Here is a 25,694-nt window from a genome sequence, read left to right as displayed (position 1 = left end):
CCTCTGCGGTGGCCCGGATCAGGAAGGGCGTCCGCCTCGGGGGCGCTTACCTACCACCTCGCGCCGAAGCCGCTCATCACCAGGTTGACCTGCACGGTCAACCTTCGGTGAAGTGACAACCTGCTTCCGAACCCTGAGGCGGCTCATTGGCACCGGATCCGGCCGGACCGCCAGAGGGGACCGGCCCGTGGCCGCCCGACGCGGTCACCCCCCGAGCGACGGCAACCGGACACGCTCCGACCAGCGCCGATTCATCATTACGGGGCCATACGGCCCGGGCAGCCCGTTCAGCCGCCCGGTGATCAGTAACGTGCAGCACGTCAGTTACAGACTGCATGTCCGCGTCGCTTCGCGCGGGCTGCCCTGCGATGTGGAGGCGTTCTGATGGTGCCCCTCGGCGGTCTGCTCCCCCCGATCGGCCTGGAGATTCCCTGCTCCAGCTATGCGGTCGACGTGCCGATGAAGTTCGATGCGCTCGGCCTGGTCACCCTGGACTTCAGGGGCGGCATCAGGGTCCGGGTCGAGGCCAACATCGCCGGCGGCCTCGGCGGCGTGAAGTTGAAGATCATCGGCGAGGAGTACAGCGCCGACCACCCGACCCTCGGGCGCGTGACCCTCTCGCAGGCCGACATCGACACCACCCCGCTCAGCCTGCTCGAAGTCCTCGGCAACATGCCCCCGAAGTTCAAGAACACCCTGTTCCACGACTTCACCCTCACCATCGAGAAGCCCCCGGGCGGCGGCAGTGGCCCGCTGGTCCTGTCCAACACCAAGACCATGACCACCCTGAACGACAGCCTCACCGTCTTCCCCCCGCAGGGCGCCGTCTACCAGCTCCAGCAGCCCGTGGAGTTCGCCCCGGTCGGAGAGCCGAGCAAGGCCGTCGCCCAGCTCCTGCAGCTCCCGATGACCCGCTCGCACAACCCCTGACCCCTCTTCGCGGCCCGGCGCCACGACGCCGGCGCCCGGCCGCGAAGGCCGGTCCAGCATCGATCTTGTACTCATGGCCAGTAAAGGCCCGTCGGGAAAACGTCGGTAACTCGCGGAAGCAGAGGAACGGCGCCGGACTCCCGGGTGTGGGTGGACGGGTTGCCCAGGGCGAGCTCGTGCGCCCAGTAGGGCTGTTCGGGCAGCTGGACGCTGTGGAATGGTGTGGGCCCGCCAGTGCTGCCGGTTCTGTTACGCCAGCCCGGCGTTGACCGGTGCAGCGCCGACCTGGTCGAGGTGATGCTGGCTGGCCCTCTCGACCTGCGGCGATCCATCCTCACTGTCACAAAAGGCCACTGGTCCAACTTCGGTGGCAATCGGTCCAACTCCGCTGTCACAGGACACCCGTGCCTCCCTACGCCCTGGCCGGGCCCGCTGTCCCGTCTCCGAGGAACTGGCCCCCGTCTCAAGTGAACTGGTCCAATTCTCTGGTGGTCTCAGGTGGCCTGGCTCGCCAACTTGTGTGACGCGGTGTCGGCGCACCGCTGTGGCTCTCAGCCGTGCACGGATGAAGTCCCCTGTCGCCAGGCCGCTTCGCCCGCTCACTCGATGACCCGACCTGCCCGAAGGCGGACAACACCGCGGCACCGACGGGAACCGACACTGCGGTACCGCCTGGACGAAGGCCCCGGCCGCCGCTGTGGCGGGCCGGGACCTTGGGGCAACACGTCTCTTCAGTATCCGATCGTGAAGCGCCGCTGCACGAACTGCGGCAGCTCCGCCTCGTCGATCAGGGCGACCGCCGCGTCCTCCGCCGAGATGCGGCTGCGCCCCTCCGCGTCGCGGACCGCCTGGTCGCCGCCGGTGCGGAAGCGGCCGGTGCGCTCGCCGGGGGCGATCTCCTCGGCGGGGCTGAAGTAGGTCCAGAGCCGGTTCGAGGTGCGCAGGACGTTGAAACCGTCGCGGGCACCACGCGCCGCCGCCGCGTAGGCGCGGGGCAGCCCGAGCTGGTCGAGGATCTCGTGCATGCGCTCGTCCGAGTCGGCGAGCACCAGCCCGGGCTCGACCTCCAGGCTGCCTGCGCCGCCGATCACGATCAGCCGGATCCGCGGGTGGCTCTCCAGCGCCTTCAACAAGGCGCGTGCCACCGTGGAGTGGGTCGTGGGGTCGGCGATCGAACGCCGGACGGTGTCCTCGAAGTCTTTGGCGGCGTTGCCGGGCTGGTAGGCGCTGATGAGAACGTCGAGGCCGGGCAGTACGGCCGTGATGCTCGCCGCGTCCAGGACGTCGACGCTCGCCCAGGTGATGTTCTCCCGCTTCTCGTCGGCCTGCGGCCGCGAGGCGTCACGGCTCAGTGCCCTGACGTGATGCCCCCGGTCGAGGGCCTCGGTAACGACCCGGCTGCCGATGGTCCCCGTGGCTCCGACGACTCCGATGTGCATGGTTCCCCCCTGTTCATGCGGATGTGAAGGCGCAACCAATCAAATTGGTTACGCCGTATGATTACTATACGCCGTGAAGATTCTTCACGGCACCCAATCTTGGTGACGCTGTAGAGTGTCCCGGGTGGCAGGTACAGCGAGCAGGGCGGGAAGCACGGGGCGACGCGAGCGGCTGCGGGCCGAGACGACGGCCGAAATCAAGGACGTGGCGCTGGAGTTGATGGCTTCGGGCGGGCCCGAGGCCATCACCCTGCGGGCTATCGCCCGCGAGATGGGCATGACGGCCAACGCCATTTACGGCTACTTCGCCACCCGCGACGACCTGATCACCGTGCTCATCAACGACGTGTACACCGAGCTGGCCGACGCCGTGGACACCGCCTGGGAGAGCGCCTCCGCCGAGGGTCCGGCCGCCCGGATCCAGGGCTGGGCCGACGCCTTCCGCAGTTGGGCCCTGGCCAGCCCCGAGGGCTTCCGGCTCGTCTACGGTGATCCCGTTCCCGGCTACAACACCCCCCACGGAGGCGCCGCCCCGGAGGCTGCCCACCGGGTCTGCGCGGGACTCACCGCGCTCGCGGCAGCCGCCTGGCCGCACGCTGAACACCTCCATGAGAGCAGCGAGTTCGGGTGGCCCGACTTCGACGCCGGGCTCGTCGACAAAGTCCGCACGGACTTCCCCGGCCTGCCGCCCGCTGCCGTCGCGCTCGCCCTGCGCCTCTGGGGGCGCCTGCACGGCCTTGTCTCGCTGGAGATCTACGGCCATCTGCGTACCCAGACGACCAACCCGGACAAGCTCTTCCGGGAGGAAGTGACCCAGCTCGTACGGTCGTTGGACATCCCGCTGCGAAGCTGAAGCCTCCTTGCGTACAGCACGGCGCATGCGAGATTTTGTTTTTGTCCTTCGACGCGGTGGTGGACCGGTTCGTCGGTCGCCTGCATGACCTGGATAACCGCTTCGCTCGCCGAGGCGAGCGGGTCGGGCAGCCGCAAAAGGTCTTCGGGAGGCGTTCGGAGAGCAGTGCCTTGATCCCCGAGGCGCGTGACGGGCGGGGTCCTGTGGGTACAGGAAGATTTGCAGGCGGCCCCCACTTGTGGCCGGCGGAGCGAACAGGGTCGCATCCGAGGACTTCCGAGCCGCTGCCAAGCAGGGCGGCGGTTCGAAACAGCGGAGCCGGACCAGGACAGCTGAGACAACATCCGGCATCCACTCGCGCAGGACCAGATCAACCGGGATTCCCAGCATCCGCACGTCTCAACTGATCTGGTCGCCGCAAGTCACAGGTCTGGGCAAGGGGCAGATCATTTGAGACGGGACACCCGCCGACGCGGAGGACGATGGAGTCATGGGCGAGGACGACCACGACCAGGACGTCGCCACCGAACCCGCGCGGCCGCCGCTCAGCGCGACGCAGGCCCGGGAGGTCACTAGGGCGCGTATCGAGTCGTGATCAATCTGCGGGATTCGCTCTCGTGGCGGGGCCTGAACCGGTAGATCTTCTCGCATGACGCGAGCGCAACTGACGGACGAGGATTGGGAGTTCATCGGGCCGCACCTGCCGATCGGCGAGTATGGCCCGTACCCCGAGCGGCTGCGGCAGCAGTTCGAGGGGGTGATCTGGCGGTTCAGGACGGGTGGGCAGTGGCGGGAGATGCCGCAGGAGTTCGGCGCCTGGTCGACCGTCCACAACCGCTTCCGGCAGTGGCGGGACGCAGGCGTTTTCGAGGCCCTGCTGGAGGGCCTGATCGCGGAGGCCGCGAAGCGGGGTGAGGTGGACCTGTCCCTGGTCAGCGTCGACTCCACCACCGCGCGCGCTCACCACGACGCTGCCGGGATGCACCTGGGCGAGGATGTCATCACCGCCCTGGAGAAGGCCGCCGCCGAGGAGGAGAAGGCCAGGTCAAAAGGGGCGACCTCGAAGAACAAACCGGGCAGGACGTAGAAACCGATCCCGGGCGGGAGGAGCGACGACGCATCCGGCGTCGGCGAAAACTCCGGCTGAAGGCCGCCCTCCTCGGACGCTCCAGGGGTGGGCAGACCAGCAAGGTCCACCTCGCTGCCGATCGCAAGTGCCGCCCACTGGCGTTCGTCCTGACCGCGGGTCAGGCCGCGGACAGCCCGCAGTTCATCCCCGTGCTGGGGAAGATACGGGTCCGCGGCCCCGTCGGCCGCCCCCGCACCCGGCCGGACGCGGTCGCCGGGGACAAGCCCTACTCGTCCCGCGGCAACCGGGCCCACCTGCGCAGACGCGGCATCAAGGCAGTGATCCCGGAGAAGAGGGACCAGGCCGCCAACCGGAAGAAGAAGGGCTCCAGGGGCGGCCGGCCCGTCAGCCACGACGCCGACCTCTACAAGGAGAGGAACACCGTCGAGCGCCTGATCAACAAGCTCAAGGCCTGGCGAGGCATCGCCACCCGATACGACAAGACCCCGGACAGCTACCTCGCCGGCCTCCACCTGCGCGCCTCGATGATCTGGATCAAAGACCTCACCCGGACCACCCATTGATCACGACTCGATATGCGCCCTAGTGCATGTGACTGTCAATCATAGAAGCGAAGGAGCGAATAGGTCGCCCTGTCCGGCGGGCGGACCCGGCCGGCGGGTCCGCCGACGCCTCGGGTGGCGCCTTCCCTACAGAGCGGACGAGGCGATGACCGCGGTGAGAGCGGCGACCGTGGTGCGGATCGCGTCTCCGAGGACCGCGGCCGGGCCTTGCCCCTCGGCGATCGCGGTCAGACGGTACTCGGGTGCCTCCGCCCCGGGGCCCTGCGGCATGACGGCCTGGAGGCCCGCGTGGTGCAGCACGGTGATCAGCGCCGCCGTGCGCTCCTCGGGGTCCTGGCCCTGCGCGAGGACGGCTGCCAGCCGCCCTCGCAGCGCCGCGAGTTCCGACAGGCCCGTGACCGGGTACTTCACCGATCCGAAGGCGCCGAGGACCCGTCGTCCCTGCTTCCGTACCAGTCTCTTCTCCGACAGCCCCTGGTACGCCGTGTCGAGTGCCTGCTCGCGTACGGCCAGCAGCCACTCCCGGGGCGTCTCCTCGGGATGGCTCTGCATGTGCTCGGTCATGGCCGCGGCCGCCGGATCCACTGGTGTCGACGCTCCAGCGACGACGAGTGTGCCGTCACGCTCCGTCAGGTACCCGGAGAAGCTCAGCTCCAGCAAGGCGGCCGCCGAAACCGCCAGGGACACCCGCAGCGGCGCTTCGCGCAGGGTGCCGGTCTCTTCGTCCAGTGCGAGCAGCACGATCTGCTCGCCGATCGTCAGATCCTCAGTCACAAGATCCCCCCTCTCGAGAGAGGGACGCGCCACAGGAAGCTGGGGTTCCCGGCACGCGTCGGCGAAGTCAGGCTCGAGCGCGGACTTCGGACTGTGCGGCGCGTATCGCCGTCAGTGCTTTCTCGCCTGCAGCGGCGAGGGTGTCGATGAGCCGGGAGGCCGTGGGGTCGGACGCCACCGGGCCGAAGATGGCCGGCTCGGCCCGCAGCATGGCCATGTCCGCAAGGCAGTCCCCGCCGAGCGCGACAGCCAGCGAGAGATCCAGAAGGATCTTGCATGGATCATGGACGGCCAGCGGCTTGCCCGTTCAGCCCGGTTTTGCGGAAGGTCTCGACCAGCAGCACCGCCCCGGCCTGGGAGACCGCCCCGCTGCCACCGCTCTCGACGCGGACACGCGGGTACAACCCGATACGCTTGCTCACCTGGAGAGTGCTTCTTTCCGCGCAGCCAACAGGACCTAGACAAGTCCTATCGTTGCAAGTCAGGAGTACTCTCCGCTTATTTGATCAAGGCATGGACGAGCGAGCTCGTGAAAGCGCGAGGTTAACGACGTCAGGCCCGGACCGTCACGCGGTACCGGGGGTCGGGCCGCGTGGACGGCAGGGCCGAAAGAGACGGTCAGCGGCCGCAGTGCGTACACCGGCGGCTGCGCCACCCACGGGTTGCCACCTCAGCTCCCGCGGCCCGCATCAGGGTCAGGTAGTGGCTCACTGCCGATGAGGACCCCCGACCGCTGCCGCGAGTTCACGTACCGACAGCTCCTCGCCGTATGCAGCGACCCATTCGCGGTGGGCGCGCAGCAGCGCACCGCGCCGCAGGCTGACGTTCGGTGACGTCCTGCGTAGGCCTGCCACCGTGAGAGTTTCTTGAGCAACTCCTGCAGACGCCGCCGCTGTGCGGCGGTGTCATGCGCGGCCGGGACGTGGGCGAGGTCTCGGTACATGGCGTACCAGGCCGTCTGAGCCTGGGACGAGATCACTGGGGAACGAAGCCGCTGCCGTTCCACACCAGCTCACTGCCCGGGAAGCCCGGCAATTCAGCGGCATCTACAACCTCGATCAGCACTGGGGCTGAGCTGAACATATGAAGCGGCGGTCCAACGACTACTCGGACCGGCCGCTTCATCGCTGGGATCATTCACCTCCGGCACCCTCATACCCAGTCGAGCCCGAGCGCGGCGAGTGCGGCTGTCGGGGAGCGGTTTTCGTGATCAGTGGTTGGTGGGTTGCCCTGGGCTGATCAGTTTGGTGTGTTGGTGCGGTTCACTGGTGCGAGTGCCTCGATGGTGGGCGTGTGTGGGCCGGGCTTTGGTGTGTGGGTCTGATCTGCGGTTTTGTCAGGTAGTGGGCTGGGTGATCAGGCCCTGTCATCTGTGTTGATCAGGGATCAGGTTCGGTGATCGCTGGTGTGAGGCGTTGTCTTCTGGAAACAGTGTCGATCCGTTGGGGACCGCTGCTCGCCGAGGGGTGAGCGTACAACCCTGGGCACTTGTGGGATGTCTTCACCGTGTACGGCAAGCAACGTCCCGATGCTTCCACTCACACCGTGAGGACCCCTTCCATGAAGTTCCGTCCGGCCGTGATCGCGGCCGCCGCCTCCGCCGCCCTGCTCGCCGGCTCGCCCGCAGCCCGGGCGGCGGAGGACCCTGGGTCCCTGCCCAAGTGCACCGATGTGTCGACCGCCTACGGCGGCTACGAGCAGGACGAGGTGACGGTCTCGGTCGACGTGGCGGCCACCGTGCTGATGGCGGGCGGCGACTGGCAGCCGGCCCGGGGCTCCGTGACGAACGTCGGCAAGCGGGACCTGCCGGCGGTTGTGGCGAGTGCCTACCCCTGGCTCGAGACCGAGGACCCGGAGCTGGCCGACATGAGCGACTTCGTGAAGGTGGAGGCACGGACCGCGGACGGCGGGTGGCAGCCGCTGGACGGCTCCGGCAGGATCGACGCGCCTTCGTTGAAGCCCGGCGAGACGAGGACGTACGAGCTGCGCGTGCGCGTCGTCAAGGACGTGCCGAAGGCGCTCGGGGGCTCCGAGTTCGCCTTCACGGGCGCCTTCGCGGACGTCTACCGCTTCCCGGACAGCGGCAAGGAAGTCGCCTGCGCGGGCGTCGCCCACGGCAACGACACCTTCCGGATCCAGCGGACAGCCACCAGCCCGACCCCGGAGCCCACCACCGCGAAGCCGACGCCGAGCGCCAGCGCGCCGACCTCGACGCCCTCACCGACGGACGTGGCAACGGCCGCCCCGACGTCGCCGCCCGCCACCACGTCCGCTCCGCCCGCCGCGCCGTCGGACACCGACGGGCAGATGGCCGCGACCGGCACCTCGAACGCCACCGTCCCCCTCGCCGCGGCTGCCGGGGCCCTCGCCGTGCTCGGCGTCGGAGCGGTGCTGTTCGCCCGCCGCCGCAGGGGCTGACCAGCGTGGCCCGGTGGCCATGGGCGTCTGCGAGGATCGGAGCATGCCGTTCGAGATCGTCACGGCCGATGTCGGCGACCTCCACCGGGTCCTGGACGACCACGCCCGCTACTGGGGCCCCTTTGTAGTTCGTCAAGGGAAAACGGTCTGCGGCGGGGCGGGGTGCCGGGCAGACGATGCTGCCGGCCAGTGGAGCCAGAGCGCGCAGCGGGTCCGCACCGACTGCGTTCGGCCCGGACCTTACCCGCGCCTTCAGGCCATCGCCCAGCTCAGCCGATGGTCCACCGCTGTGTACGCGCATTGCGGTCACACGTCGTCGTCCGGTAGAGGCCGCCAGCGGCCTGGTAGAGGCAGAGGCGGGTCGCCGTGTTTCGGAGCAGGACTGCACTTCCCGCCGCGGGTTGGACGACCTGCCACAGCTGGTTGTTCCCACCGTTGCACCCGTTGGCGTAGACGTCCCCGGCCGAGTTGCTGTCGAGGCAGTGGCCCCATGTGTAGTTCTGGAGTGTCGAGGACGTGTTGGTGGTGCCGGTCCACCGCCAGTACTGACCCGAATAGCCGATGGGTGTGGCTCGTCTTGAGGGAGGATGAGTCGGGCTGCCACCTGGGTGGTGGAGATGGGTAAAGTTGTGACGGCCGCGCGCGAGTGTCGAGATGATGGATGCCGTGATGGATCGGATGTCTCTGAAATCTGAACTCGTGTCGTTCATGCGCGAGTACGAGTCGGCGAACAACAACCACGACATCGAGTGTGTCGTGCCGTTCATTGCCGAGGACGCCAGCTACTGGTTCTCGGACGGTTCATATCAGGGTATAGAGGAGATTCGATCCGCGGTCGAGAAGACGTTTTCGACCATCCTCGACGAGGTGTATGAGGTCCGGGACTTGGAGTGGCCCGTGCTTACAACCGATGTGGCCGTGTGCCGCTATCGGTTCGCGTGGACCGGTGTCGTTGAAGGCGAACCACGCTCCGGTCAGGGGCGGGGCACCAACGTCATCGTGCGGCGGAACGGCGTGTGGATGATGCTCCATGAGCATCTGAGCAGCTGATCCCTTCCGGCGGGTGATCAGGCGGTGAGAGTGTATTCGGCCTGGTCAGCGGTTTGGTATAGGCGTTCGTGTTCGCGGGTGACGTGGTAGCGCCAGTAGGCGTCGAAGTCGTTGTTGCTGTGGACGGCGTGGAGTTTGAGGACGGCTTCGGCGCCGGCCAGGCCCCAACGGGCGCCGGAGATGTCGAGTCGGTCGGCGATCAGATGGCGGGTAGGGTCGACCACGCGGCGAGGTACCAGCTGTGAGCTGGCCCTTTTCCGCGTGGCCTCCCTCCGAACCGGACATGCCCGTTTCCGGGCATCGCGGCTCTCCAGTGACTACGACGTGAGTGTTTCTGCGGCCCGCCTCCCGTGGATACCGTCATGACAAGCTCCGCAGACCACAAGGGATTTGCGGCGCTTGGACGTCATGATCCGTGCCCATTCCGGTGGCGGGTTCCCGGCCCGTTCGAGATCGGCCAGCTGACGGACGTGATGGACTTCAACGTCCGCATCCGCCTGCTGACACAGCTCGCATTCGCCCGCTTGGAGTCGCTTGACCAGCTCCTTCGTCGGATAGACGGGGACAGGGGAAGTACGGTCCAACAGGGCCGCTCTCTTTTGCCGCTTGAGGGGAACACCTCCGAACCGTGCGACCAGCGGGCTGCTCCCTCCTCGCTCGATCCGTGCCTCGAAGCAGGTCCGCGGACCGTACGGAGTGAGGATCTTGGCCTTGTAGCGGGCCGCCATCTTCGACACCGAGGAGCGGTGCTTGCAAGGTCTTGATCATGGAGGTCTCCATGATCCACCGCAGCCGATGCAGCCGGTGGACATCATGGGCGAGTAGGTAGTACTGGACGACGCCCCGGTACTCGGCCCCGAATCGGTTGACGATGGTGTAATCGCTCTCCTTGACCATCGGGTTCCGGCACTCGGGTTTGCCGCGTGACAAGTACGGGGCGCTCTTGGCCTTGACCACTGCCGCAGGCACTTTGAGAGCGATGGTCCCGCTCAGGGTCCGGGCGTTGCGCCGTGGACGCGTAGAGCGGGGCATCGTTCTGCGGTCGGTGCTTGCGACATGGATCTCGTAGCCGAGGAACCGCGCAGGGCGGCTTCAAGTTCCCGGTAGGAGTGGGCTGTCGGTGATGCCCCAGATCCAGAGAGCGTGTTCGGGTGCGTCCCGGATCGCTCGGGTGGTCTTGGCGATGTTGTCCGCTCCCAGCAGCCGCAGCCTGCCGATGGCCAGGTTCCGCAAAGTGGCCATCGCCCGCGGCGCGCTGCCGGTGTGGGCGGTGGAGGCGTCCTCGGCGAACACCACATCTCTGACATGGTGGCTGGAATTTTCGATTCCCCAGTGGCCGCGAACGTATCCGCCCAGGTCGGCAGGGCTGGCCTGGTGGGTATCGAGGCTGGTGACGGCGTAGACGGTCTCCCGGGTCTGCTGCTTGCCGTTCTCCTGGCGGCGCCGGTGGATGCGCAAGGCCAGCCGTGCTTCCGGGAAGGCGATCCCGCCCAGGTTCGCCGCGACGGCCATAATTTTGATCGAGCGGGACTCCCGCCGCCCGTGCCCGGTGCCCGAGACGGTGTGCGCTACGGGCACCTGCTCCCACGGCAGGGCTTTGACCTGGGCCGATGCGGTCGGCTGATTTCCTTTGATCACCGCGATGTAGTGGGCTTTCTTCTCCTGCACCAGCCAGCGCACCTGGTCCTTGACGCTGTGCAGGGCGTCGAAGGTGACCACGGTGCCGGCCAGGTCGAGTGGTTCCAGCAGCGGACGGAAAGCGGCCGTCTCGTTGGTCTTGGCCCCCACCTCCCGCTGGGCCAGGGTGACGGTGGGGGCGTGGGTGACAGCGGACAGCAGGTGCCGGTGGCGCTGCTGCCGGTGCGCGGAGCCGGACAGCGCCTTGCCGTCCACCGCGATCGCCGGCCGCAGCGCAGAGCCGGTGCCGATGAGCGCGGTGTGGTCGCGTTCGGCCAGGTAGGCGCCGATCGCGCTGTCCAGGGCATCGCCGTCGAGGGCGGCCAGGAGCCGGGTGAGGGTGGAATGGGACGGCGCGCGTCGACGTCCGGGCAAGTGCCTGCGGATGCCGAGTCGTTCCAGCACCGTGGTGGTGGCACGCTGTCCCCACTCGGTGATCTCGGTGATGGTCCGGGCGCCGGAGACGACTGCGCAGGCGCAGACCAGCAGCAGGCCGGCCAGGGGATACCACCGCCCGCGGCGCGAACGCGGGTCGGGTACGCGCTGGAGGTGGGCACGCAGTCGGCCGGTGTCGTGCTGGTGCAGGGGGCCCAGTTTCGCCAGGACGGCAGGGATCGGGGAGGATGGAGCAGCAGGCACGGGACCTCGATGTGATCAGCTGGCGTAGACACCCTGATGATCACCGGTCTCGTGCCTGTGCTGTTGCCACGTCAACTCCCACTGGGTGCGGACGATCTACGCGATCCCGGAACTTGCAACCGCCCTGGAGGCCGAGGCCAAGCCGAAAAGGGCCTGAACTGCGGCGTTCTTGCAGTTCAGGCGGCCCCCCCCGGCCGAGCGGCGCATCCTGAAGGCGGTGCGCCGCCCGCCGGCGCTTTCGCACCGACGGGTCAAGGACCGGCCGCTGCTGCCCCGCGAGGTCGACGCCGAGCTGCGGTGAGGGGACGGGGCGGAGTTGCGGGGACGGCGACATGCTCAGGGAAGCGACTCCCGCCGATGTCTACCGGCGGTAGAATCGGCTCTATGAGCAAGCCGACGAGCATCAAGACCAGCGAGGAAGTGCGTGACCGTCTGCGCATCCTCGCTGACGAGCGCGGCACCACGATCACCGAGTTGCTGGCAGAACTCGCCACCCGTGAACCCACGGCAGCCGAACGCGAGCAGCGGGCTGTTGAGGCTGCCGGTGAGCTGGGCATCGAGTACACCGACCAGGTCCAGCAAGCCGGCCAGGACGCCTGGGCGAAGATCCGCGCCCATCAGGGCGGCGCCGCCGCATGAACCTGACGGCCGTCTTGGACCACACCGCTCTTGGCGCTCTGTACCGCGCGGACTCCTTCTTCACGGGCCTGTACATCGAGGCCTCGCGCGGCACCGGCCGGGTCATCATCCCCTCGCTGTCCGTGCTGGCTGCCGAACGGCAGGTTGCGGGCGCGGGCAGGCACGCGGCATCCCTGCGGTTCGCGGAGAACGTTCCGTTCACTGCAGCTCATGCTGTGGATGCGATGGACTGGAGAAACGTGGACTGGCCGGTGGCCCACGCTGCTGCGATCGCCTGGCACGCGGTGAAGGCGGGAGAGCCGCTCACGGTCCTGTCGCTGGAACCCGAGCTGTACGCGGGTACCGGCATCACTCCGCTGAACCCCACCTGACCCCCGCCGCCTCGGACGAAGGGGGGCCGTTTCCTGCGGGAAACGGCCCCCTTTCTTTCGTCATCGCCCGGCGTGCAGGTGCGCCTGCCGGGCGATGACCAGGCCACGCCAGCGGCTGCGGGTGTGCTGTTCACTGTCGAGCCACCGGACTGCGGAAGTCTGATCGGCAGGCAGGTCGGCCATGAACTGGGCGATGTCGACGAAGTAGGCGTGATCTTCGTCGGACGTCTGTTCTCGTAGCCGGGCGAGCGTGGCGTGCAGTGCGGTGTGGTCGTCGAGGACTGCCTGGTGAAAGGCGCAGGCCAGCTCGATCGCGGGTGTCAGTGAGGTGAGGCCCGCGATGTCGAGTTCGGTGCGCAGCGTAGCGATCTGGTCGTCGACGCTGTCGCTGCCGGCATCGCGGATGAGTTCGGCCCGGCGGACGTTGATGGTGGTGGCGCGCAGGTTGAGGCCGGTCAGGAGCTGGTGGGCGAGGTCGATTTCCGCGGTGGCCTGGTCGGGGGCGTAGAGCGCGATGGCGAATGCGCGCAGGGCCTGGTTGTGGGCGGCTTCGCCGGTCTTGCCGTGCAGTTCGGCTTCGGTGCGTCCGGCGAGGTAGGCCGCGGCGGCGCGCTCGGGTTGGCCTTGAAGCCAGTACAGGTCACCCAGCACGCGGTGGTGGCGGCCTTCCCAGCCGAGGTTCTGGGCGGCGGCGAGTGCGGTGGGGAAGTCGCCTGCCAGGCGTGCGGCGTGGGCCAGGCCGCGGCGGGCGGCCGGGGCGAGGCGGCCGCCCTGGTCGGCGACCTGCTGGTAGTCGCGGCGGGATGGGGCGGCTTGGCCGGTGTCGCGCAGGGACTTGGCCCGGTAGTAGAGCGCCATCTCCTGCAGGTCGGCGGGCAGCAGGTCGGCGTCGAGGACGGCGGTGAGTCGGCTGACGGTGCGGGCGCGGTGTTCGTGCTGGCGGCGGGTGAGGGTGCTGAGGAGTTCCACGAGGGCGTCGGCGGGTGTGCTGGGCGCCGGGGCGCCGGGGGCGGGTGGGGTGACCGGCTCCCAGACGGAATCGCCGACGTAGGTCCAGACGGCGTCGGTGAGCCAGTCGAGGTCGAGGTTGTGGTCCCGGGCGATGGCGAGGCCCTGGCGCAGGCAGCCCACGAGGAGCCGGCGGTCGCGGCTGGTGCCGGCGGTCCACTGCTCGCCCAGCGCGGCGAGGATCCGCTGGGCGGCCTGGTGCCAGTCGCGCGGAGACCATCGGTCGTCGGTGTGATCGTCGGCGCCCCGGAGGGTGGAGCGGATCAGCCCATGCAGGTGGTAGGGCCACAGGCCGAAGGGATCCTGCCGGACGAAAGGACGTTCGATCAGGCGCAGTGCCGGCGCCTCGTGGGTCAGGCCGGCGGCTCGCGCGGCGAGCGGCAGGTCGAAGGCGTCGAGCAAGGACACAGAGCGCAGTACGTTCCGCTCGGGCGCGGTGAGGTCGGAGAGGGTGCGGGCGATCAGGGCGGGGAAGTCGTGGTCGAAGTCGGCCGGGGCGGGGCTACGGCCGGTACGGCGGATTTCGAGGAACCGCATCACCGACAGGTCGAGGTAGAGCGGCAGGCCGTGGGAGCGGTCGGTGATGACCTGGCGGATCTCCTCGCTGATAAGTGGTTCGCCGTCGCGGGTGAGCCGGCGGGCGAGGTGGTCGTCACAGTCCTCGGGGGAGAAGTCGCCGATGAGGACCTGCCGCGCGTGGCTGTGGGGAGGCCGGGCGGCGCGGGCCGCCGGGACGGCTGCGGGGAGGGCCAGACCCGGCCAGGCGGCCGGGCCGGTGTAGTCGAGCTGCCCCTGTAGAGCAGCATCCGCCCACTGCAGGCGCGAGCGGCCGGTGATGACGAAGAAGCAGTTCGGCATGAGCCACACGACCCGCTGGATGAGGCGCTCCAGGTCGCGGTGCGTACGGTCGCCGACGTCCTCGAAGGTGTCCAGCAGGATCACCGGCATGACGCGCTTGTCCGCCGGGAGATGGGCGAGCTCCCACGCAAGCAGGTGCGGGTAGAAGCTCAGCGCCTCCAGGTCCGGGTCGGCCTCCAGCAGATCCGCCAGCCGCGCGCACCCAGCGAGTGCCCGCACGGTCTGCCGACGCTCGTGCAGCGCCCTCGTGAGGGAGCCGGCCAGCGCACCGGCCGCCGTACCGACGGTGCCCGGCAGGAGGAGCGCCTGGGCGACGTCCGCGAGAGCGGACTGCATCTGCTGCGGCATAGCCTTGCCGAACCGGCCTGCGAGGCCACCGCGGCGCAGGTACTCCTCCAACGGTTCACCGGGGTGCTGGGTCTCCCAGTAACGGCGAAGGGCGATGTCGAAGGCGGGCGGCCCAGTTCGGCCAGCGCCGCGCGGATCGTGAGGACGACGTCCTCGAAGGACGTTCCGACGGAGCGAGCCAGGTCGATGCGTACAGGCAGGATCCGCTGTCCGGACCAGGCGGGCTCACCCCACTGGGCAGGCCGCTGATCGGCCCCGGCGAGCGCGGCCTCCAGCTTGCGGGACAAGGTCGTCTTGCCGATTCCCCCGACCCCGTGGAACACCATCACGTTGTGACGTGGGCGCTCCAGGTCCTCGACATCGAACGCGGACTCGGTGATCAGTCGCAGATGCTCGGACAGTGCGGCCGCGACCAGCTCCCACTGCAGTTGCCGGTTCGTGAACGCCTCCACGGCCTCCAGGCCCCGGTCGTTCGTGCTGAACAGTGCCCGCAGATCCCGACCTGCCACGTCCCACCCCCGAAACGATGATCACCTGGGCCCAACCTATGCCCGCAACAGGCCCCTTGGAGAAGCATCTCCCCCAGGCAGCGGGGTGCGAAGGAGCCCTCCCGCAGCTCGCGGCGCGTCGCGGCACTGGGTCACCGGATTCGGCCAGGGAGACAATGGCCGTTTCCGATCAAGATCAATACGAAGGCGGTAGGCCGTGTCCGACACTCCCAGCAGCGATTTCTCCGGCCTGGACGGCGGCAGTGATCAGCATGCAGCGGACCTCGTCCGGGACGTGGTGACCTGGTACAGCACCCAGATCGCTGCCGAGCGCAGGACCCCGGTTCCTGACGAGGACCGGATCGAAGAGCTGACCGCCGGCCGTCAGGCCGCGCTTGAGGACCAGCGGCGCCTCGACACCGCCGACCCGCAGGAGACCGAGCGGATCGCAGCGCTCTACGCCGCCCGGCTGAAGGAGCTCAGGGAGCCGTAGCCCGAGGCCGTGCGCCGTACAGGCAGGGGCCAGACGGACGGGTGCGGCCGGTCGATCCGGGCCGGCTGCACCCGCGCGGACATCAACGGCCGCGCCAGCGCGGCAACCGCGTCCAGCTCCCACCGGTGCTGCGGAAGCGCGCGGCGCAGCGCCTGGTGGAGCCGGAGGAACTGCACGGCCTCCTGATCGGTGTACGGCCGCATCCGTTCCGCGGCGAGCACCCAGGCCGCCCGCCGACCCCCGCCCTGCTCCTGCCGGAGCAGGGCCTCGCCGTCCCGACGGATCACCGTCACGGCCGTGATCGCCGGATGCCGCTGCGCGGCGTCGACGACGTCGGCCAGGGCGCGGAAACACACGTCATGCCCCGCGCGTGAAGTGAAGCGGGTGTAACCGCCTGCCTGTAGGGAGCGGGCGTACCGCAGCGCCGTGGACAGCAGACTGTCCGCCTCCCGCACCGCCAGTACTACCAGCTCGACCGGGTAGCCGTCGGCCGCGAACGGCAGCGCGCTGGAGAGGAACTCATCCACGCTGCCCGGCGCGCCCTCGATCAGTGCGTCGCCGCGGCACCGGCGCACGTACTCTTCGGCCTCGGCGAACCAGGCACGGTAGTCGGCCCGGATCGCGGCCCCGGCGTTGCGGGGATCCTCGGTCAGCAGCCGCAGATAGTCCGGGTGCGACGCCTTGAAGTCGTCACCGACCAGGCGGGTCGTCCCCGGCCGCATGGCCCGCTTCACCATCCTGGCGGCCAGCAACTTCCCCGCCCCCGGCTGACCCAGCACGTAGACCGCCCGTGGGTCGTCGCGGCTGACGATCCCGCTCAGGTACGACGGCGCGATCAGCTCATCGAAGACCCACCGGTGTTCCTCGGCCGACAGCCGGTGGTAATCCACACCCGGAGCCTGCCTGCGCGGCTGGGCGATACGGCGGACCGGTTCCGCCAGAGCAGCAGCGCGCTCGACATCCCGCTGAACGGCCAAGCGGCGGTCCTCACAGTCGAGATCGCGGTGCAACCGCTGATCGGCCCGCGCCAGATCACGACGGACGACAGCTGTCTCCCGCGCGGTCCAGGGCCGGGAGCGCTCGTACGCCACCGCCCGGTCCGCCGCCGGCCGACGGCGCCAGGAACCGTCGACGAGTTCGTTGTCGTACAGCACCGCGCCGTCCCGGCGTACAACGGTGATGCGGTCGGCCAACCGCTCGGCTTCGACGGCCGCCAGCGTCGCGAGCATCTTCCGCGCGCAGGCGTCGTGGTTCTCCCACGACACATACCGCCCGCAGCCAGCGATCGCCTCGGACAGGAAGCGATCCAGGATTCCGAGCTGACTCAGCGCCTCCGGCGTCGCCACGGCGACCACCTCGATCCGGTGGCTGGCCCGCCGATACGCGGCTCCGGACGTCCGGAACTCCTCGATGTCGGCGAGGGCGGACTCAACCACCGCGTCGAACCCGTGCATGCGGACATGGTCTTCGACCGCGGCCTGCCACCGGTGGGTGTCCGGCCGGACCATCACCCCGGCTGTGCGGACGTCGTCGGCCAAAAGCTCGCCGTACTGGCAGTGCGCGCTCTTGTGGAGGTCGCTGCAGATCCGCACCGCACCGCCACGGCGATCCAGCGCTGCCTGGACCAGGTCTGCGACTGCGGTCTTTCCGGCGCCGGGCTGGCCGCCGACGATCACGACGACCGGCCGGTCTTGGCGCACAGCGCCCTTCAGCGCAGCCGGAAGGATCCCGGTGCAGAACCTCGTCTCGCACGCGCTCCTCCCGTCTCTCGCCCCGCGTCGTGGGACAGCGAGCGCGATCAACGTTGTGACTTCGCGCGATAGATGGCCAGGGGCGCGCGAAGAAGCCCACGTCATCCCGTTGTGACGATCCGTAGTTGGCCATTTCATCGACTGATAGTTGGCCAGCTGGGACGCCGAAGGGCGCTGCCTGGCCAGGCGTTTGCCTTTTCGCCCCGGAGCCGGGCTCATGGGCTGGCTGAGGCTGTGTGGGGCGGGGACGGTGCGGAGGAACTGCGCAGGTCCGCCGTGGTGGCGCCCACCACGGCGACGGCGCCGAGACACAGCAGGCCACCGCTGACGAGGGCTGCTGCTCCCGAGGTGGCGTCTGCGACGAGGCCGCCGCGCATGTTGCCGATGTCGGGGCCGGCTTGCCCGACGATCTGCTCAGCAGCGCTGACCCGGCCGAGTAGTTCCTGGGGGGTGTGCATCTGCACCACGGTGCTCCGGGATACGACGGAGACGGTGTCGGCGGCGCCGGCTATGACGAGGAAGGCCAAACCGACCCACGGGTCGGGTGACATGCCGAAGAGCGTTAACGCCGCGCCCCAGGTGGCGGATCCGCCAAGCATGACCAGGCCGGGGCGCGGGAGCCGGGTGAAGGTCCCGGAGAAGAGAGACGCTGCCACGCCGCCGACGGCTACGGCTGTGAGGAACAGTCCGAGAGTGCGCGGGTCGCCGTCGAACCGTTCTGCGTTGATCAAGGGAAACAGGCTGATGGGCATCGACAGCACGGTGGTGGCCAGGTCTGTGAGCAGGGCCCCGCGAATGACGGAAGTGCGGCCCAAGAAGGCCAGACCGTCCAGCACTCCGCGCAGGCCAGGCCGTGCGGGCTCGTCTCCGGGGTTCATCTGCGGCAAGGCGAACGCACCGTAGAGCGCGGCGACGAATGTCAGGGCGTCGACCAGGTGGCAGCCGCCGACGCCCAGCCCGCCCACGATCAGTCCGCCCAGCGCGGGGCCCATCAGTATGGCGCACTGGAAGGCGATGCGTCTCAGGGCCAGTCCCGCGGCCAGCTGGTGCTTGGGCAGAAGGTGCGGAATGAAGGTGCGTGCGGCCGGGCCGCCGCCGGCGACGAAGCAGGATTGAACTGCGACCAGCCCCAGAACACCGGCGACAGGAAGGTGCCCGAGGAAGCCCTGGAGTGCAAGGAGGAGCGAACACACGGCTTGCCCGCTGGTCGTGAGCAGATAGAACTTCCGGCGGTCCACTCGGTCGACGAGCGACCCGGCGAAGAGACTGAGCGCGACGAGTGGAATCGCCTGTGCCAGCCCGACTGCGCCCGTCCACATGGTGCTTTTCGTCATTTGCCAGACTTGGAACATCACGGCGACGAGTGCCATCTGGCTGCCGAAACCGGACAGGGCCTGGCCGAGCCACAGCCGCCGGAACGGCGGTGACGACCGTAGTGGGGTCACGTCGATCAGCGTGTGCCTCAGCCCCATGCAGGGTCCTCGGCCAGCTTCTCGGCGATCCGGTCGTGAAAGCTCTTGCGCTCAAGGGCCTGCTCGATATCGGCGACAACCCGGGAGAGCGGGTAGGGAATCTCGGCCTCGAGCTCACCAAGGGCGGCCTCGGTGGCGCGCCATTCTGCCGTCAGGCGACCGACGACGTGGCGGGCTTTGTCGGTGAGCGTCACCTTCTTGCTGCGCGCGTCATCGCCCGGGACGGTCTGGACCCAGCCGGCCGTGCGCATTGCGGCGACTTTCTGGCTGAGTGCCGAATGCGTGCGGTGGACCGACTCGGCCAGTTCGGTGATGGTCATGGGTCCGCAGGCGTGGAGCCGGAGCAGTTCCATGACGAAGCTTGTTTTGAGCCCGTCCATCTGTTGCTCGGAGTAAATCCGGGCGATGTCGGCGTCCATCGACGCCTGGAGCAGGCGCAAGGGCCGCCAGAGGCTCTGCTGGCTGGGGTCGAGTGCATGGGGGTCGGCCATCAGCGCATCGTAACAGCACTTATATAAGCACTGTTGCTTTTGCCGTGTCAGTGCCGGGTGATCTGTCGCAGCGAAGGTTGAGCGATTCTCATCGAAGGTTGAGTGATGTCGCGGTGGATCCTGAGCGCCCTACTCAATGTCGCTCGACTGCTCGGTGGAGTGGGAGCGTCGATGGGCTGCGACGCGTTCGCGGGTCGCGCATCGGCGGGAGCAGTAGCGGCGCTCCGGACCGCTGCCCTGGGTGATGAAGACGTTCTGGCAGCTGGGTGATGCGCAGATCCTGCCGGGCGGGCGTTGACGATCCCAGACGAGGACGGTCAGGGCCATGCAGGACGAGGCGAGGAGCCACTCGTCCCAGGGTGCGTTGTCGTCGCGGTCGAGGTGGGGATGCCAGGGGGTGCTGCCGCCGTGCGAGGTCAGGCGGAGTGGTCCGGTGTGTTCGTGCAGGAGGCGGTTGAGGGTGGCTGCCGCGTCATCTGTGTGCTCGGCGGCGAAGACTTGCCGCAGCAGTGCGGCGGCTGCGCGCATCCCGGCGACATCGCGGGTGGTGAGGTCGATGGGGTCGGTCTCGCCGTAGTCGCGGAGCACGTCGGCGACGTCGTTCGGGTCGGGGCGGTCGTCAGCGAGAGCGTTGATCAGGGCAGCGGTCCGTCGAGCCGTGGTCAGCACGGAGTGTCGGGTGGACCAGTCGTCGCTGTTGGAGAGCACCTGTGGAATGTAACGCATCTTGCTGAGTTTTGAGTTACCTCCGTAACGTCTTGCTGATGAGAAGGCGTTACTCACTCCGCTTGTATCTCGCCGGAGCAGTGGCAGCTCGAGCCGGAGACGAGATGTCAGGACCGGCGCTGATGTTGGCAGGATTTGCCCTGGCCGGATCGACTGTTGAAGCGTCGTCGCTGCTTGCGGGCATCACGATCTCTGCCGCGGTAGGTGGGCCGGTGATCGGGGCGCTCCTCGACAGGGCAGGACGGCCGGGACGCCTGCTGGCCGGGGCCCTCGTCCTGTATGCGGCGGGGTTGGGGATGATTCTCGTGGGACTGGGCCGGTTGCCGTTCGGTGTCACCATCCTGATCGCCGTGGTGACGGGACTGCTGGGGCCGGCCCTGTCGGGCGGATGGACGGCCCAGCTGCCGCGTGTGGTGCTTGGCGAGCACCTGCCGCGGGCGAACGCGCTCGATGCCATGACGTTCAGCGTGGCGAGTCTGGCCGGTCCGGCTCTCGCCGGCGGCGTGGCGGAGGCGTTGGGAGCCCCGTCGGCCGTGGTGGTCTCCGTGGTGCTCATCGCCTTGGCGCTGCCCGCCGCATGGATGCTGCCCGCCCGTCAGGGTCGGGCGCGGGGCGCTCAGACGACTTCGGTGATCAGCGACCTTGCTGCCGGAATGCGCATCATCGCAGGAAGGCCGCCTCTGGCCCGGGCGACCCTCACCTCAGTCGTCTCCTGTTTGGCCCAGGGCATGCTGACGGCGTGCATCCCACTCCTGGGCGAGCGTGTCCTGGGCGGAGCTGGCCGCGGCGCGGTACTGCTTTCCTGCGCGGCGGTCTCCGCCCTGGTGGCCAACGCCGTACTCGCCCGGTTTCCGCGTGCAGTCGCCCCCGACACGATCATCTGGGCCAGTGCCCTTGTCCAGGCTGCCGCGCTGGCCTTGGCCACCGTGGGGTCACCCGTCGTGCTCATCGTGGCCGCACTCGTAGCGGGGATCGGTGAAGGACCCCAGCTGGCCGCCTTGTTCGACATCCGCCACCGGGAGGCTCCAGACCACCTGCGTGGCCAGATCTTCACCACCGGCGCCAGCTTGAAAATCACCGGATTCGCCCTGGGGACGGCGGTTGCCGGACCGCTCGTGGCCTGGTCCCTTCCAGTCGCCGTGGCCCTCGCAGCGAGTGTGGCGGTCCTCGCAGCGCTGGTTTTCTTCACGATCCCGTCGGCAACCATCAACTCGTCTGAGGAGCACGTTTGTTGAGTTCGGCCGCGTCGTCCTCTTCAGAGAAGCGCAGGAAGAGCTTCGTGACGGTGGTCAGCGGAATCCAGTCGACGTGGTCGTCGAGGAGGTTGTGCCAGGTCTGTGTGGGTGTCGCGCCCTGGAGGTAGTACTCCCAGATCGTGCGGTAGGTGTCCTCCGACATCGAGGCCCGCAGTGGGGGCTTCGGGTCGGGGAAGCGTGGATTGAGGACTCTTCTGAGGAGCCAGAGCGGGATCTTCCACGTGTCGGCGATCTGCCGCAGGCCGTTCTTGTTCCTGCGGGCGTTGTGCTTGATCAGCGACGTGATGTTGTGGCCGTTGTTGTCGTGCAGCGCCGGGTGGTGTTGAAGGCGAAGGCCGGACGAAGTCGGCTCGGCGGCTGGGCCGGCGTCCGCGAGGGTGTTGACCAGGACGTCTGCCGAGCGTCCGCTGAGGGCGGCGAGACGGCTCAGTTGGGGCCTGCGGCCGGTCTTGTGGGGCGGAGGCGTGAGGTGCTGCAGGAGTTCGCTGGGCCTGAGGTGGTTGGCGCGGGCCAGTCGCTGGATGTAGTGGTCGGTGGTCTCGCCGAGCCGGGGACGGACGTTGACGGGGAGCGGGGCGAGGGGCAAGGGCAGGTGGTCGGTCACTGTCGGCGTCCGCGGTTGTCGGCGCGGTGAGGATGAGGCCGGTGGGCACTGTCACTGAATGTGGTCGGCCGCAGCCGGACCACTGACGGGGCTAGAACTGACGGCGCGCGAAAAGGACCGCCCCTGGAACGCTGTCGTCGGGGTCGAGCAGTATCTGGGCCTCGACCGTGAACCCGGCATCGCGTAGCCAGGCCGCCACTTTGTCAGGCTGGCGGCGGTGGACGTAAACGTTCATCGGGTGACCGCCGTAGCCCTGGGTCTTCAGCCTTGACTCGTTGCCGACGTGAAAGCCGAGCAGAAGTGGTCCGCCGGGACGCAACACCCGCCGGAAGTGCCCGAGGACCGTGGGGACGGCATCGTCGGGGATGTGAATCAACGACCAAAAAGCGAGCAGGCCGGCGACCGAAGCATCGGTGAGGGCGAGGTCCGTCATCGAGCCCACTTCGAACCGCAGGCGAGGGTGGTCACGCCGAGCGACATCGATCATCACGGGGGAAAGGTCGATGCCGAAAGCATCCACACCCAGCTCGTGGAGGTGAGCGGTGACGTGTCCAGGCCCGCAGCCCACGTCCGCCACCGGTCCGCCGCCAGCGGCGTGAACCAAGTCTGCGAACAACGTCAGAGTCGCCCGAAGATACGGTTTCTCGGCCAGAGCCTCGCGTATTTGGTCGGCATAGTTAACCGCGACCGTGTCGTAGGAGGTCCGGGTGTCTGCCAACCAGCCGTCCGTGTTCATCGCCCGACACAGTAGTCGAGTGATCAGGATGACGAACCAGATCAACGATGAATCAGGCCAGGCCACTTGAGACGGGGGCCGGATCCTTCGAGATGGGACAGCCGGTCATCTGCGCCTCGTCGTAGGGTGCCGGCGGGCGGTCTGTCGTTGCAGGCTGCCCATGGACACCGAGATGTCGTGGACGTCCATCAGTTCTGTCCAGATCTCCTTCGGGCCCATCCCGCTCGTGATCATCGAGTTGATCTGAGCCTTGACCGGCTCGGTGATGGAGGATCGGTTCTTGGGGGTCTGGCGGTCGGGAAAGATCGCGGAGTCCAGGACACGGCGGACCAGCCAGCGCGGAACATTCCACCGCCCTGCGATCTGCCGGACGGTCGCGTCGCCCCCAAGCGCGTCGTATTGGATGGGCAGGGTCATGTCCAGGCTGCCCTGCTTGAGGGCCTTGTGAGTCTGGATGCGCAAGGTTCTGGGGGTGGGCTTCGCCCGGCTGCGGGCGGAGCTGGCGTCCGAGAGGGCCCGTTGCAGGGCAGCCTCGGAACGGCCGGAGACCGCGGCGAGCCGTTCGATCCGGGGCTTCCCGAACCAGTTGGGCGGGCCGGCGAGGAAGCAGTGCAGATCGCTGGGCTTGAGGTGGTTGGCGCGGGCCAGGCGCCGGACGTAGGAATCGGTGCTCTCACCGAGCTTGGGTCGGACATTGGCCGGAAGCTCGGCGAGGCGTTCGGCAGAAGGCCCGGTCACCGTCTGGTCACCGCCGCCTTGGCCGGGGACGAAGCCGCCTGGGCGGAGTGGTCCAGAGGTATCGCCGCGAGGGACTTCTTCGTGATCTTCTCGGTGCCGGTGAGGATCGCGTCGATCGCGGCCCCGCGGATCGAGTGAGACAGGGCGCCGATCATGCCGCCGGTCCGGTCGTGCAGGTAGCGGTCGAGAGCGACCAGCGTGCCGCGCTGGTGCTCGTGCAGCAGCAAGGTCTCCTCAAGCGTTGCGACCAGGCCCTTCCATTCCGCGCCGTAGGGGAACGGGTGGGTGGGGATGAGCGTGAACCGGCCGGCGATCTGAGCGCCGCGGGTTCCCGAGAGCAGGTTGCTGTGCTCGATGTCGATGCCCGCGTAGATGAACGTCGCCGGAATGCGCTCCGAGAAGTACTTGAGGGTGTCGGCGACTTCGGCGCCGTGGCGGCTGGTCAGTGAGATGTTGTGGAGTTCGTCGACCAGGATGAGGCCGGCGCGGGTGTCGGTGCAGACGCCGACGACGGCCTCGATGAGGTCGGTGATGTTGGAAGTGCGCCGGACGGGCAGACCGAGGAAACGGGCGAACTCGGCGGCGACCATGCGGGCTGTCGCGGCGGGCGGGACGGTGATGTATACGACCGGGATCCGGTCGCGGACGTGCGGGTGGCGTGCCCGGTCCAGGAGTTCGTGGGACCGTCCGAGCTGGGTGATGGCGATCGTTTTGCCGGTGCCGGCCGGACCGGACACGATCAGCCCGCGCCGGGCGCTGATCGCGTGCCGGTTCAGCAGCACCAGGCGGCGTCCGCAGGTCACGGTGTGGCGGACGGTGGAGGCGGCGACGACCAGCAGCCGGGCATGGTGATCGAGACGTGCCTCGTCGTAGACGTCCCGTTCGAGGTCGGAGAGTGCGGCGTACTCCTTCGACGTCAACAGCCGTGGCGGCGGCGGGGGATCGGCGGTGAAGCGGCGCCATCCTTGGCGTGTGGTCAGGTGGAGCCCGGCTTCGTCATCGACAGTCTCCAGGGTGGCGCCGGCTATCGGGCCGGGTTCGGTCACTTGTGTCTCCACGGATCTTCGAGCGGATCGAACAGCCCCAGGGGGATCACCTCGGCCAGCGGCTCGTCGTCCTCGGCGAGCGACGGCTCGGAACCGGCAGACAGAGGAGGTGTCGGGACGGGCGGGGCGGCCTTGGTGTGGGCGGCCACCTGCCTGTCCCGGCGGGTGCGTTTCCTGGGCTTGGCCTCTGTGGTCTCCGGGCCGGCATGCGCGCGGGTCAGCACGTCCGGACTCGAAGTACTCCTCGAAGCTCTCCTACCGGATCAACACCCGGGACCGGCGGCCGACGCGACAGATCACAGCCAAGGTCATCACGCTGCAGCCCGCGATGGTTCAGTAGTCAAGCAACGGCATTGGCCTGGGCGAGGGTGGTGGTGCGGCCGACGTACTGAAGGCGGCCTTGGTCGTCGTACCTGCCGAGCAGCAGCGTGCGGGGAGCGGCCTGGGAGCCGGTGACCGCGCCGACGATCGCCTCGCCCGTCTCGCGGACCTTGTATTTCTGCCAGCCTCTGACCGAGGGCCGGTAGGCGTCGGCCAGCCTCTTGAAGACCACGCCCTCCATCCCGACCGACGCCCATGTCAGCCACTCGCGTACGACGTCGGCCTCGGTGGTCGACGGGCACAGCGCCCACGGCGCAGACAGCCGGCGGGCGGCGAACACGGAGTCCAGCGCGGCTCTGCGCCGTTGGTACGGCCACCCGGTCGTGTCCGTCCCGGACAGCCGCAACAGATCGAACGCGACGAAGTGGGTCGGCCACTCCTCCGCCGCCCGGGCCGCCCCGGCACCGCGCCGGGCAAGCCGGTTCTGCAACCGCTCGAACGCGAGGCGGCCCGCGGCGTCCCATACGACCAGCTCGCCGTCCAGCGCGGTCGCGTCCGGCAGCTGCGCAGCCCCGGCCACAACCTCCGGAAAGGCCGGCGCCATGTCGGTGCCGCGCCTGGAGCGCAGCACCACCTGGCCCGCGTCGACGGAGACCCCTGCCCGGAACCCGTCCCATTTCGGCTCACCCGCCCATCCCGGCAGCAGCGCAGGGTCGGACACAGGGGCGGCGAGCATCGGTTCCGGCAGTGTCCACGTCACAGCCCATGCCTTCCACCCAGCCCGCCCGTCGGCGAACCGAGTGCGCGTACGCACCCGACTACCGGCCCGACCACGGCAGGTCAGCGCACTACAACACCTCGCCGGGGGCTGTGTGCTGAGCTCCTGGCGCACGTCCAGGCAGCGCAGCCGGACAC

The 25,694-nt window shown here is 68.7% G+C and carries 26 protein-coding genes and 3 pseudogenes; 9 read left to right on the top strand and 20 right to left on the bottom strand.

Annotation, left to right across the window (positions count from 1 at the left end):
- Positions 1-384 precede the first annotated feature (384 nt).
- Positions 385-930 (top strand): hypothetical protein, encoded by a 546-nt coding sequence (locus OG747_RS48860; protein ID WP_331744468.1) that lies wholly within the window; start codon positions 385-387, stop codon positions 928-930.
- Positions 931-1,661: 731 nt separating this feature from the next.
- Here the strand turns inward: OG747_RS48860 and OG747_RS48855 are convergent.
- Positions 1,662-2,369 carry an NAD(P)H-binding protein gene (locus OG747_RS48855; protein WP_331765016.1) on the bottom strand — a complete coding sequence of 236 codons (708 nt, stop codon included), beginning with the start codon at positions 2,367-2,369 and terminating at the stop codon, positions 1,662-1,664.
- 124 nt (positions 2,370-2,493) lie between these two features.
- On the opposite strand from OG747_RS48855, the gene OG747_RS48850 reads away from it, so the two are divergent.
- Both OG747_RS48850 and OG747_RS48845 read left to right on the top strand, forming a co-directional pair.
- Positions 2,494-3,222, top strand: coding sequence for a TetR/AcrR family transcriptional regulator (locus OG747_RS48850; protein ID WP_331765014.1), 729 nt, complete (start codon positions 2,494-2,496; stop codon positions 3,220-3,222).
- A gap of 649 nt (positions 3,223-3,871) precedes the next feature.
- Positions 3,872-4,875: pseudogene (locus OG747_RS48845) on the top strand (IS5 family transposase).
- A gap of 126 nt (positions 4,876-5,001) precedes the next feature.
- Here the strand turns inward: OG747_RS48845 and OG747_RS48840 are convergent.
- The 3 genes and pseudogenes from OG747_RS48840 to OG747_RS48830 all read right to left on the bottom strand — a co-directional run bounded on the left by OG747_RS48840 (position 5,002) and on the right by OG747_RS48830 (position 6,503).
- A complete protein-coding gene (locus tag OG747_RS48840; RefSeq protein WP_331765012.1) occupies positions 5,002-5,649 on the bottom strand; it encodes a GPP34 family phosphoprotein in 648 nt (215 codons plus the stop codon).
- A 73-nt stretch (positions 5,650-5,722) separates the two neighbouring features.
- Positions 5,723-6,071, bottom strand: a pseudogene (locus tag OG747_RS48835) (transposase); the annotation flags it as partial.
- Between the two features lie 285 nt (positions 6,072-6,356).
- A complete protein-coding gene (locus OG747_RS48830; protein ID WP_331765010.1) occupies positions 6,357-6,503 on the bottom strand; it encodes a hypothetical protein in 147 nt (48 codons plus the stop codon).
- A 706-nt stretch (positions 6,504-7,209) separates the two neighbouring features.
- Between OG747_RS48830 and OG747_RS48825 the strand changes: the two genes are divergently transcribed.
- Complete coding sequence (locus OG747_RS48825; protein ID WP_331765008.1) at positions 7,210-8,067, top strand: hypothetical protein; 858 nt, start codon at positions 7,210-7,212, stop codon at positions 8,065-8,067.
- 269 nt (positions 8,068-8,336) lie between these two features.
- Here OG747_RS48825 and OG747_RS48820 read toward each other — a convergent pair whose 3' ends face one another.
- Complete coding sequence (locus OG747_RS48820; protein ID WP_331765007.1) at positions 8,337-8,777, bottom strand: RICIN domain-containing protein; 441 nt, start codon at positions 8,775-8,777, stop codon at positions 8,337-8,339.
- Between OG747_RS48820 and OG747_RS48815 the strand changes: the two genes are divergently transcribed.
- A complete protein-coding gene (locus tag OG747_RS48815; protein WP_405886534.1) occupies positions 8,737-9,117 on the top strand; it encodes a YybH family protein in 381 nt (126 codons plus the stop codon). The genes OG747_RS48820 and OG747_RS48815 overlap by 41 nt on opposite strands.
- Before the next feature lie 17 nt (positions 9,118-9,134).
- Here OG747_RS48815 and OG747_RS48810 read toward each other — a convergent pair.
- The 4 genes and pseudogenes from OG747_RS48810 to OG747_RS48795 all read right to left on the bottom strand — a co-directional run.
- A pseudogene (locus OG747_RS48810) lies at positions 9,135-9,326 on the bottom strand (ISKra4 family transposase); the annotation flags it as partial.
- 108 nt (positions 9,327-9,434) lie between these two features.
- A complete protein-coding gene (locus tag OG747_RS48805) occupies positions 9,435-9,701 on the bottom strand; it encodes a hypothetical protein (RefSeq protein ID WP_405886248.1) in 267 nt (88 codons plus the stop codon).
- Positions 9,598-10,014, bottom strand: a complete 417-nt coding sequence (locus tag OG747_RS48800; RefSeq protein ID WP_405886532.1) for a group II intron reverse transcriptase/maturase — start codon at positions 10,012-10,014, stop codon at positions 9,598-9,600. Before OG747_RS48800 ends, OG747_RS48805 begins: the two co-directional genes overlap by 104 nt.
- Positions 10,015-10,209: 195 nt before the next feature.
- Positions 10,210-11,433, bottom strand: coding sequence for an ISAs1 family transposase (locus tag OG747_RS48795; protein ID WP_331744486.1), 1,224 nt, complete (start codon positions 11,431-11,433; stop codon positions 10,210-10,212).
- A 384-nt stretch (positions 11,434-11,817) separates the two neighbouring features.
- Between OG747_RS48795 and OG747_RS48790 the strand changes: the two genes are divergently transcribed.
- Together OG747_RS48790 and OG747_RS48785 are read left to right on the top strand one after the other, a co-directional pair.
- Complete coding sequence (locus tag OG747_RS48790; protein ID WP_331744489.1) at positions 11,818-12,072, top strand: hypothetical protein; 255 nt, start codon at positions 11,818-11,820, stop codon at positions 12,070-12,072.
- Complete coding sequence (locus OG747_RS48785) at positions 12,069-12,443, top strand: PIN domain-containing protein (protein ID WP_331744493.1); 375 nt, start codon at positions 12,069-12,071, stop codon at positions 12,441-12,443. Before OG747_RS48790 ends, OG747_RS48785 begins: the two co-directional genes overlap by 4 nt.
- A 60-nt stretch (positions 12,444-12,503) precedes the next feature.
- On the opposite strand, the gene OG747_RS48780 is transcribed toward OG747_RS48785, so the two are convergent.
- Positions 12,504-14,645, bottom strand: a complete 2,142-nt coding sequence (locus tag OG747_RS48780) for an ATP/GTP-binding protein (RefSeq protein WP_405886246.1) — start codon at positions 14,643-14,645, stop codon at positions 12,504-12,506.
- A 717-nt stretch (positions 14,646-15,362) separates the two neighbouring features.
- Here OG747_RS48780 and OG747_RS48775 point away from each other — a divergent pair.
- Positions 15,363-15,638, top strand: coding sequence for a hypothetical protein (locus OG747_RS48775; protein WP_331744499.1), 276 nt, complete (start codon positions 15,363-15,365; stop codon positions 15,636-15,638).
- On the opposite strand, the gene OG747_RS48770 is transcribed toward OG747_RS48775, so the two are convergent.
- From OG747_RS48770 to OG747_RS48755, 4 genes are all read right to left on the bottom strand, one after another.
- Positions 15,602-17,338, bottom strand: coding sequence for a zeta toxin family protein (locus OG747_RS48770; RefSeq protein WP_331744502.1), 1,737 nt, complete (start codon positions 17,336-17,338; stop codon positions 15,602-15,604). The two genes, OG747_RS48775 and OG747_RS48770, sit on opposite strands and share 37 nt — an antisense overlap.
- Before the next feature lie 266 nt (positions 17,339-17,604).
- On the bottom strand, positions 17,605-18,861 hold the full coding sequence (locus tag OG747_RS48765) for an MFS transporter (RefSeq protein ID WP_331744505.1): 1,257 nt from the start codon (positions 18,859-18,861) through the stop codon (positions 17,605-17,607).
- Entirely contained in the window at positions 18,852-19,352 is a 501-nt protein-coding gene (locus OG747_RS48760; RefSeq protein ID WP_331744508.1) for a winged helix DNA-binding protein, read from the bottom strand. Before OG747_RS48760 ends, OG747_RS48765 begins: the two co-directional genes overlap by 10 nt.
- A 129-nt stretch (positions 19,353-19,481) precedes the next feature.
- A complete protein-coding gene (locus OG747_RS48755) occupies positions 19,482-20,078 on the bottom strand; it encodes a CGNR zinc finger domain-containing protein (protein ID WP_331744511.1) in 597 nt (198 codons plus the stop codon).
- Positions 20,079-20,116: 38 nt separating this feature from the next.
- On the opposite strand from OG747_RS48755, the gene OG747_RS48750 reads away from it, so the two are divergent.
- Positions 20,117-21,313: an MFS transporter gene (locus OG747_RS48750; protein WP_331744514.1), complete on the top strand. Its 1,197-nt coding sequence runs from the start codon at positions 20,117-20,119 to the stop codon at positions 21,311-21,313.
- Here the strand turns inward: OG747_RS48750 and OG747_RS48745 are convergent.
- The 6 genes from OG747_RS48745 to OG747_RS48720 all read right to left on the bottom strand — a co-directional run bounded on the left by OG747_RS48745 (position 21,285) and on the right by OG747_RS48720 (position 25,539).
- Positions 21,285-21,938 carry a hypothetical protein gene (locus OG747_RS48745; RefSeq protein WP_331744517.1) on the bottom strand — a complete coding sequence of 218 codons (654 nt, stop codon included), beginning with the start codon at positions 21,936-21,938 and terminating at the stop codon, positions 21,285-21,287. The two genes, OG747_RS48750 and OG747_RS48745, sit on opposite strands and share 29 nt — an antisense overlap.
- 91 nt (positions 21,939-22,029) lie before the next feature.
- Positions 22,030-22,674 (bottom strand): class I SAM-dependent methyltransferase, encoded by a 645-nt coding sequence (locus OG747_RS48740; protein WP_331744520.1) that lies wholly within the window; start codon positions 22,672-22,674, stop codon positions 22,030-22,032.
- A gap of 105 nt (positions 22,675-22,779) precedes the next feature.
- A complete protein-coding gene (locus OG747_RS48735) occupies positions 22,780-23,412 on the bottom strand; it encodes a hypothetical protein (RefSeq protein ID WP_331744523.1) in 633 nt (210 codons plus the stop codon).
- A complete protein-coding gene (locus tag OG747_RS48730) occupies positions 23,409-24,458 on the bottom strand; it encodes an ATP-binding protein (protein WP_331744525.1) in 1,050 nt (349 codons plus the stop codon). Before OG747_RS48730 ends, OG747_RS48735 begins: the two co-directional genes overlap by 4 nt.
- Positions 24,455-24,682, bottom strand: coding sequence for a hypothetical protein (locus OG747_RS48725; protein WP_331744528.1), 228 nt, complete (start codon positions 24,680-24,682; stop codon positions 24,455-24,457). The genes OG747_RS48730 and OG747_RS48725 overlap by 4 nt, the downstream gene beginning before the upstream one ends.
- A 116-nt stretch (positions 24,683-24,798) precedes the next feature.
- Positions 24,799-25,539: an ATP-dependent DNA ligase gene (locus tag OG747_RS48720; RefSeq protein ID WP_331744532.1), complete on the bottom strand. Its 741-nt coding sequence runs from the start codon at positions 25,537-25,539 to the stop codon at positions 24,799-24,801.
- Positions 25,540-25,694 lie beyond the last annotated feature (155 nt).

It is taken from the genome of Streptomyces sp. NBC_01384 (assembly GCF_045040035.1).
Lineage (GTDB): Bacteria > Actinomycetota > Actinomycetes > Streptomycetales > Streptomycetaceae > Streptomyces.
This window is presented reverse-complemented; position numbering and strand designations above follow the sequence as displayed.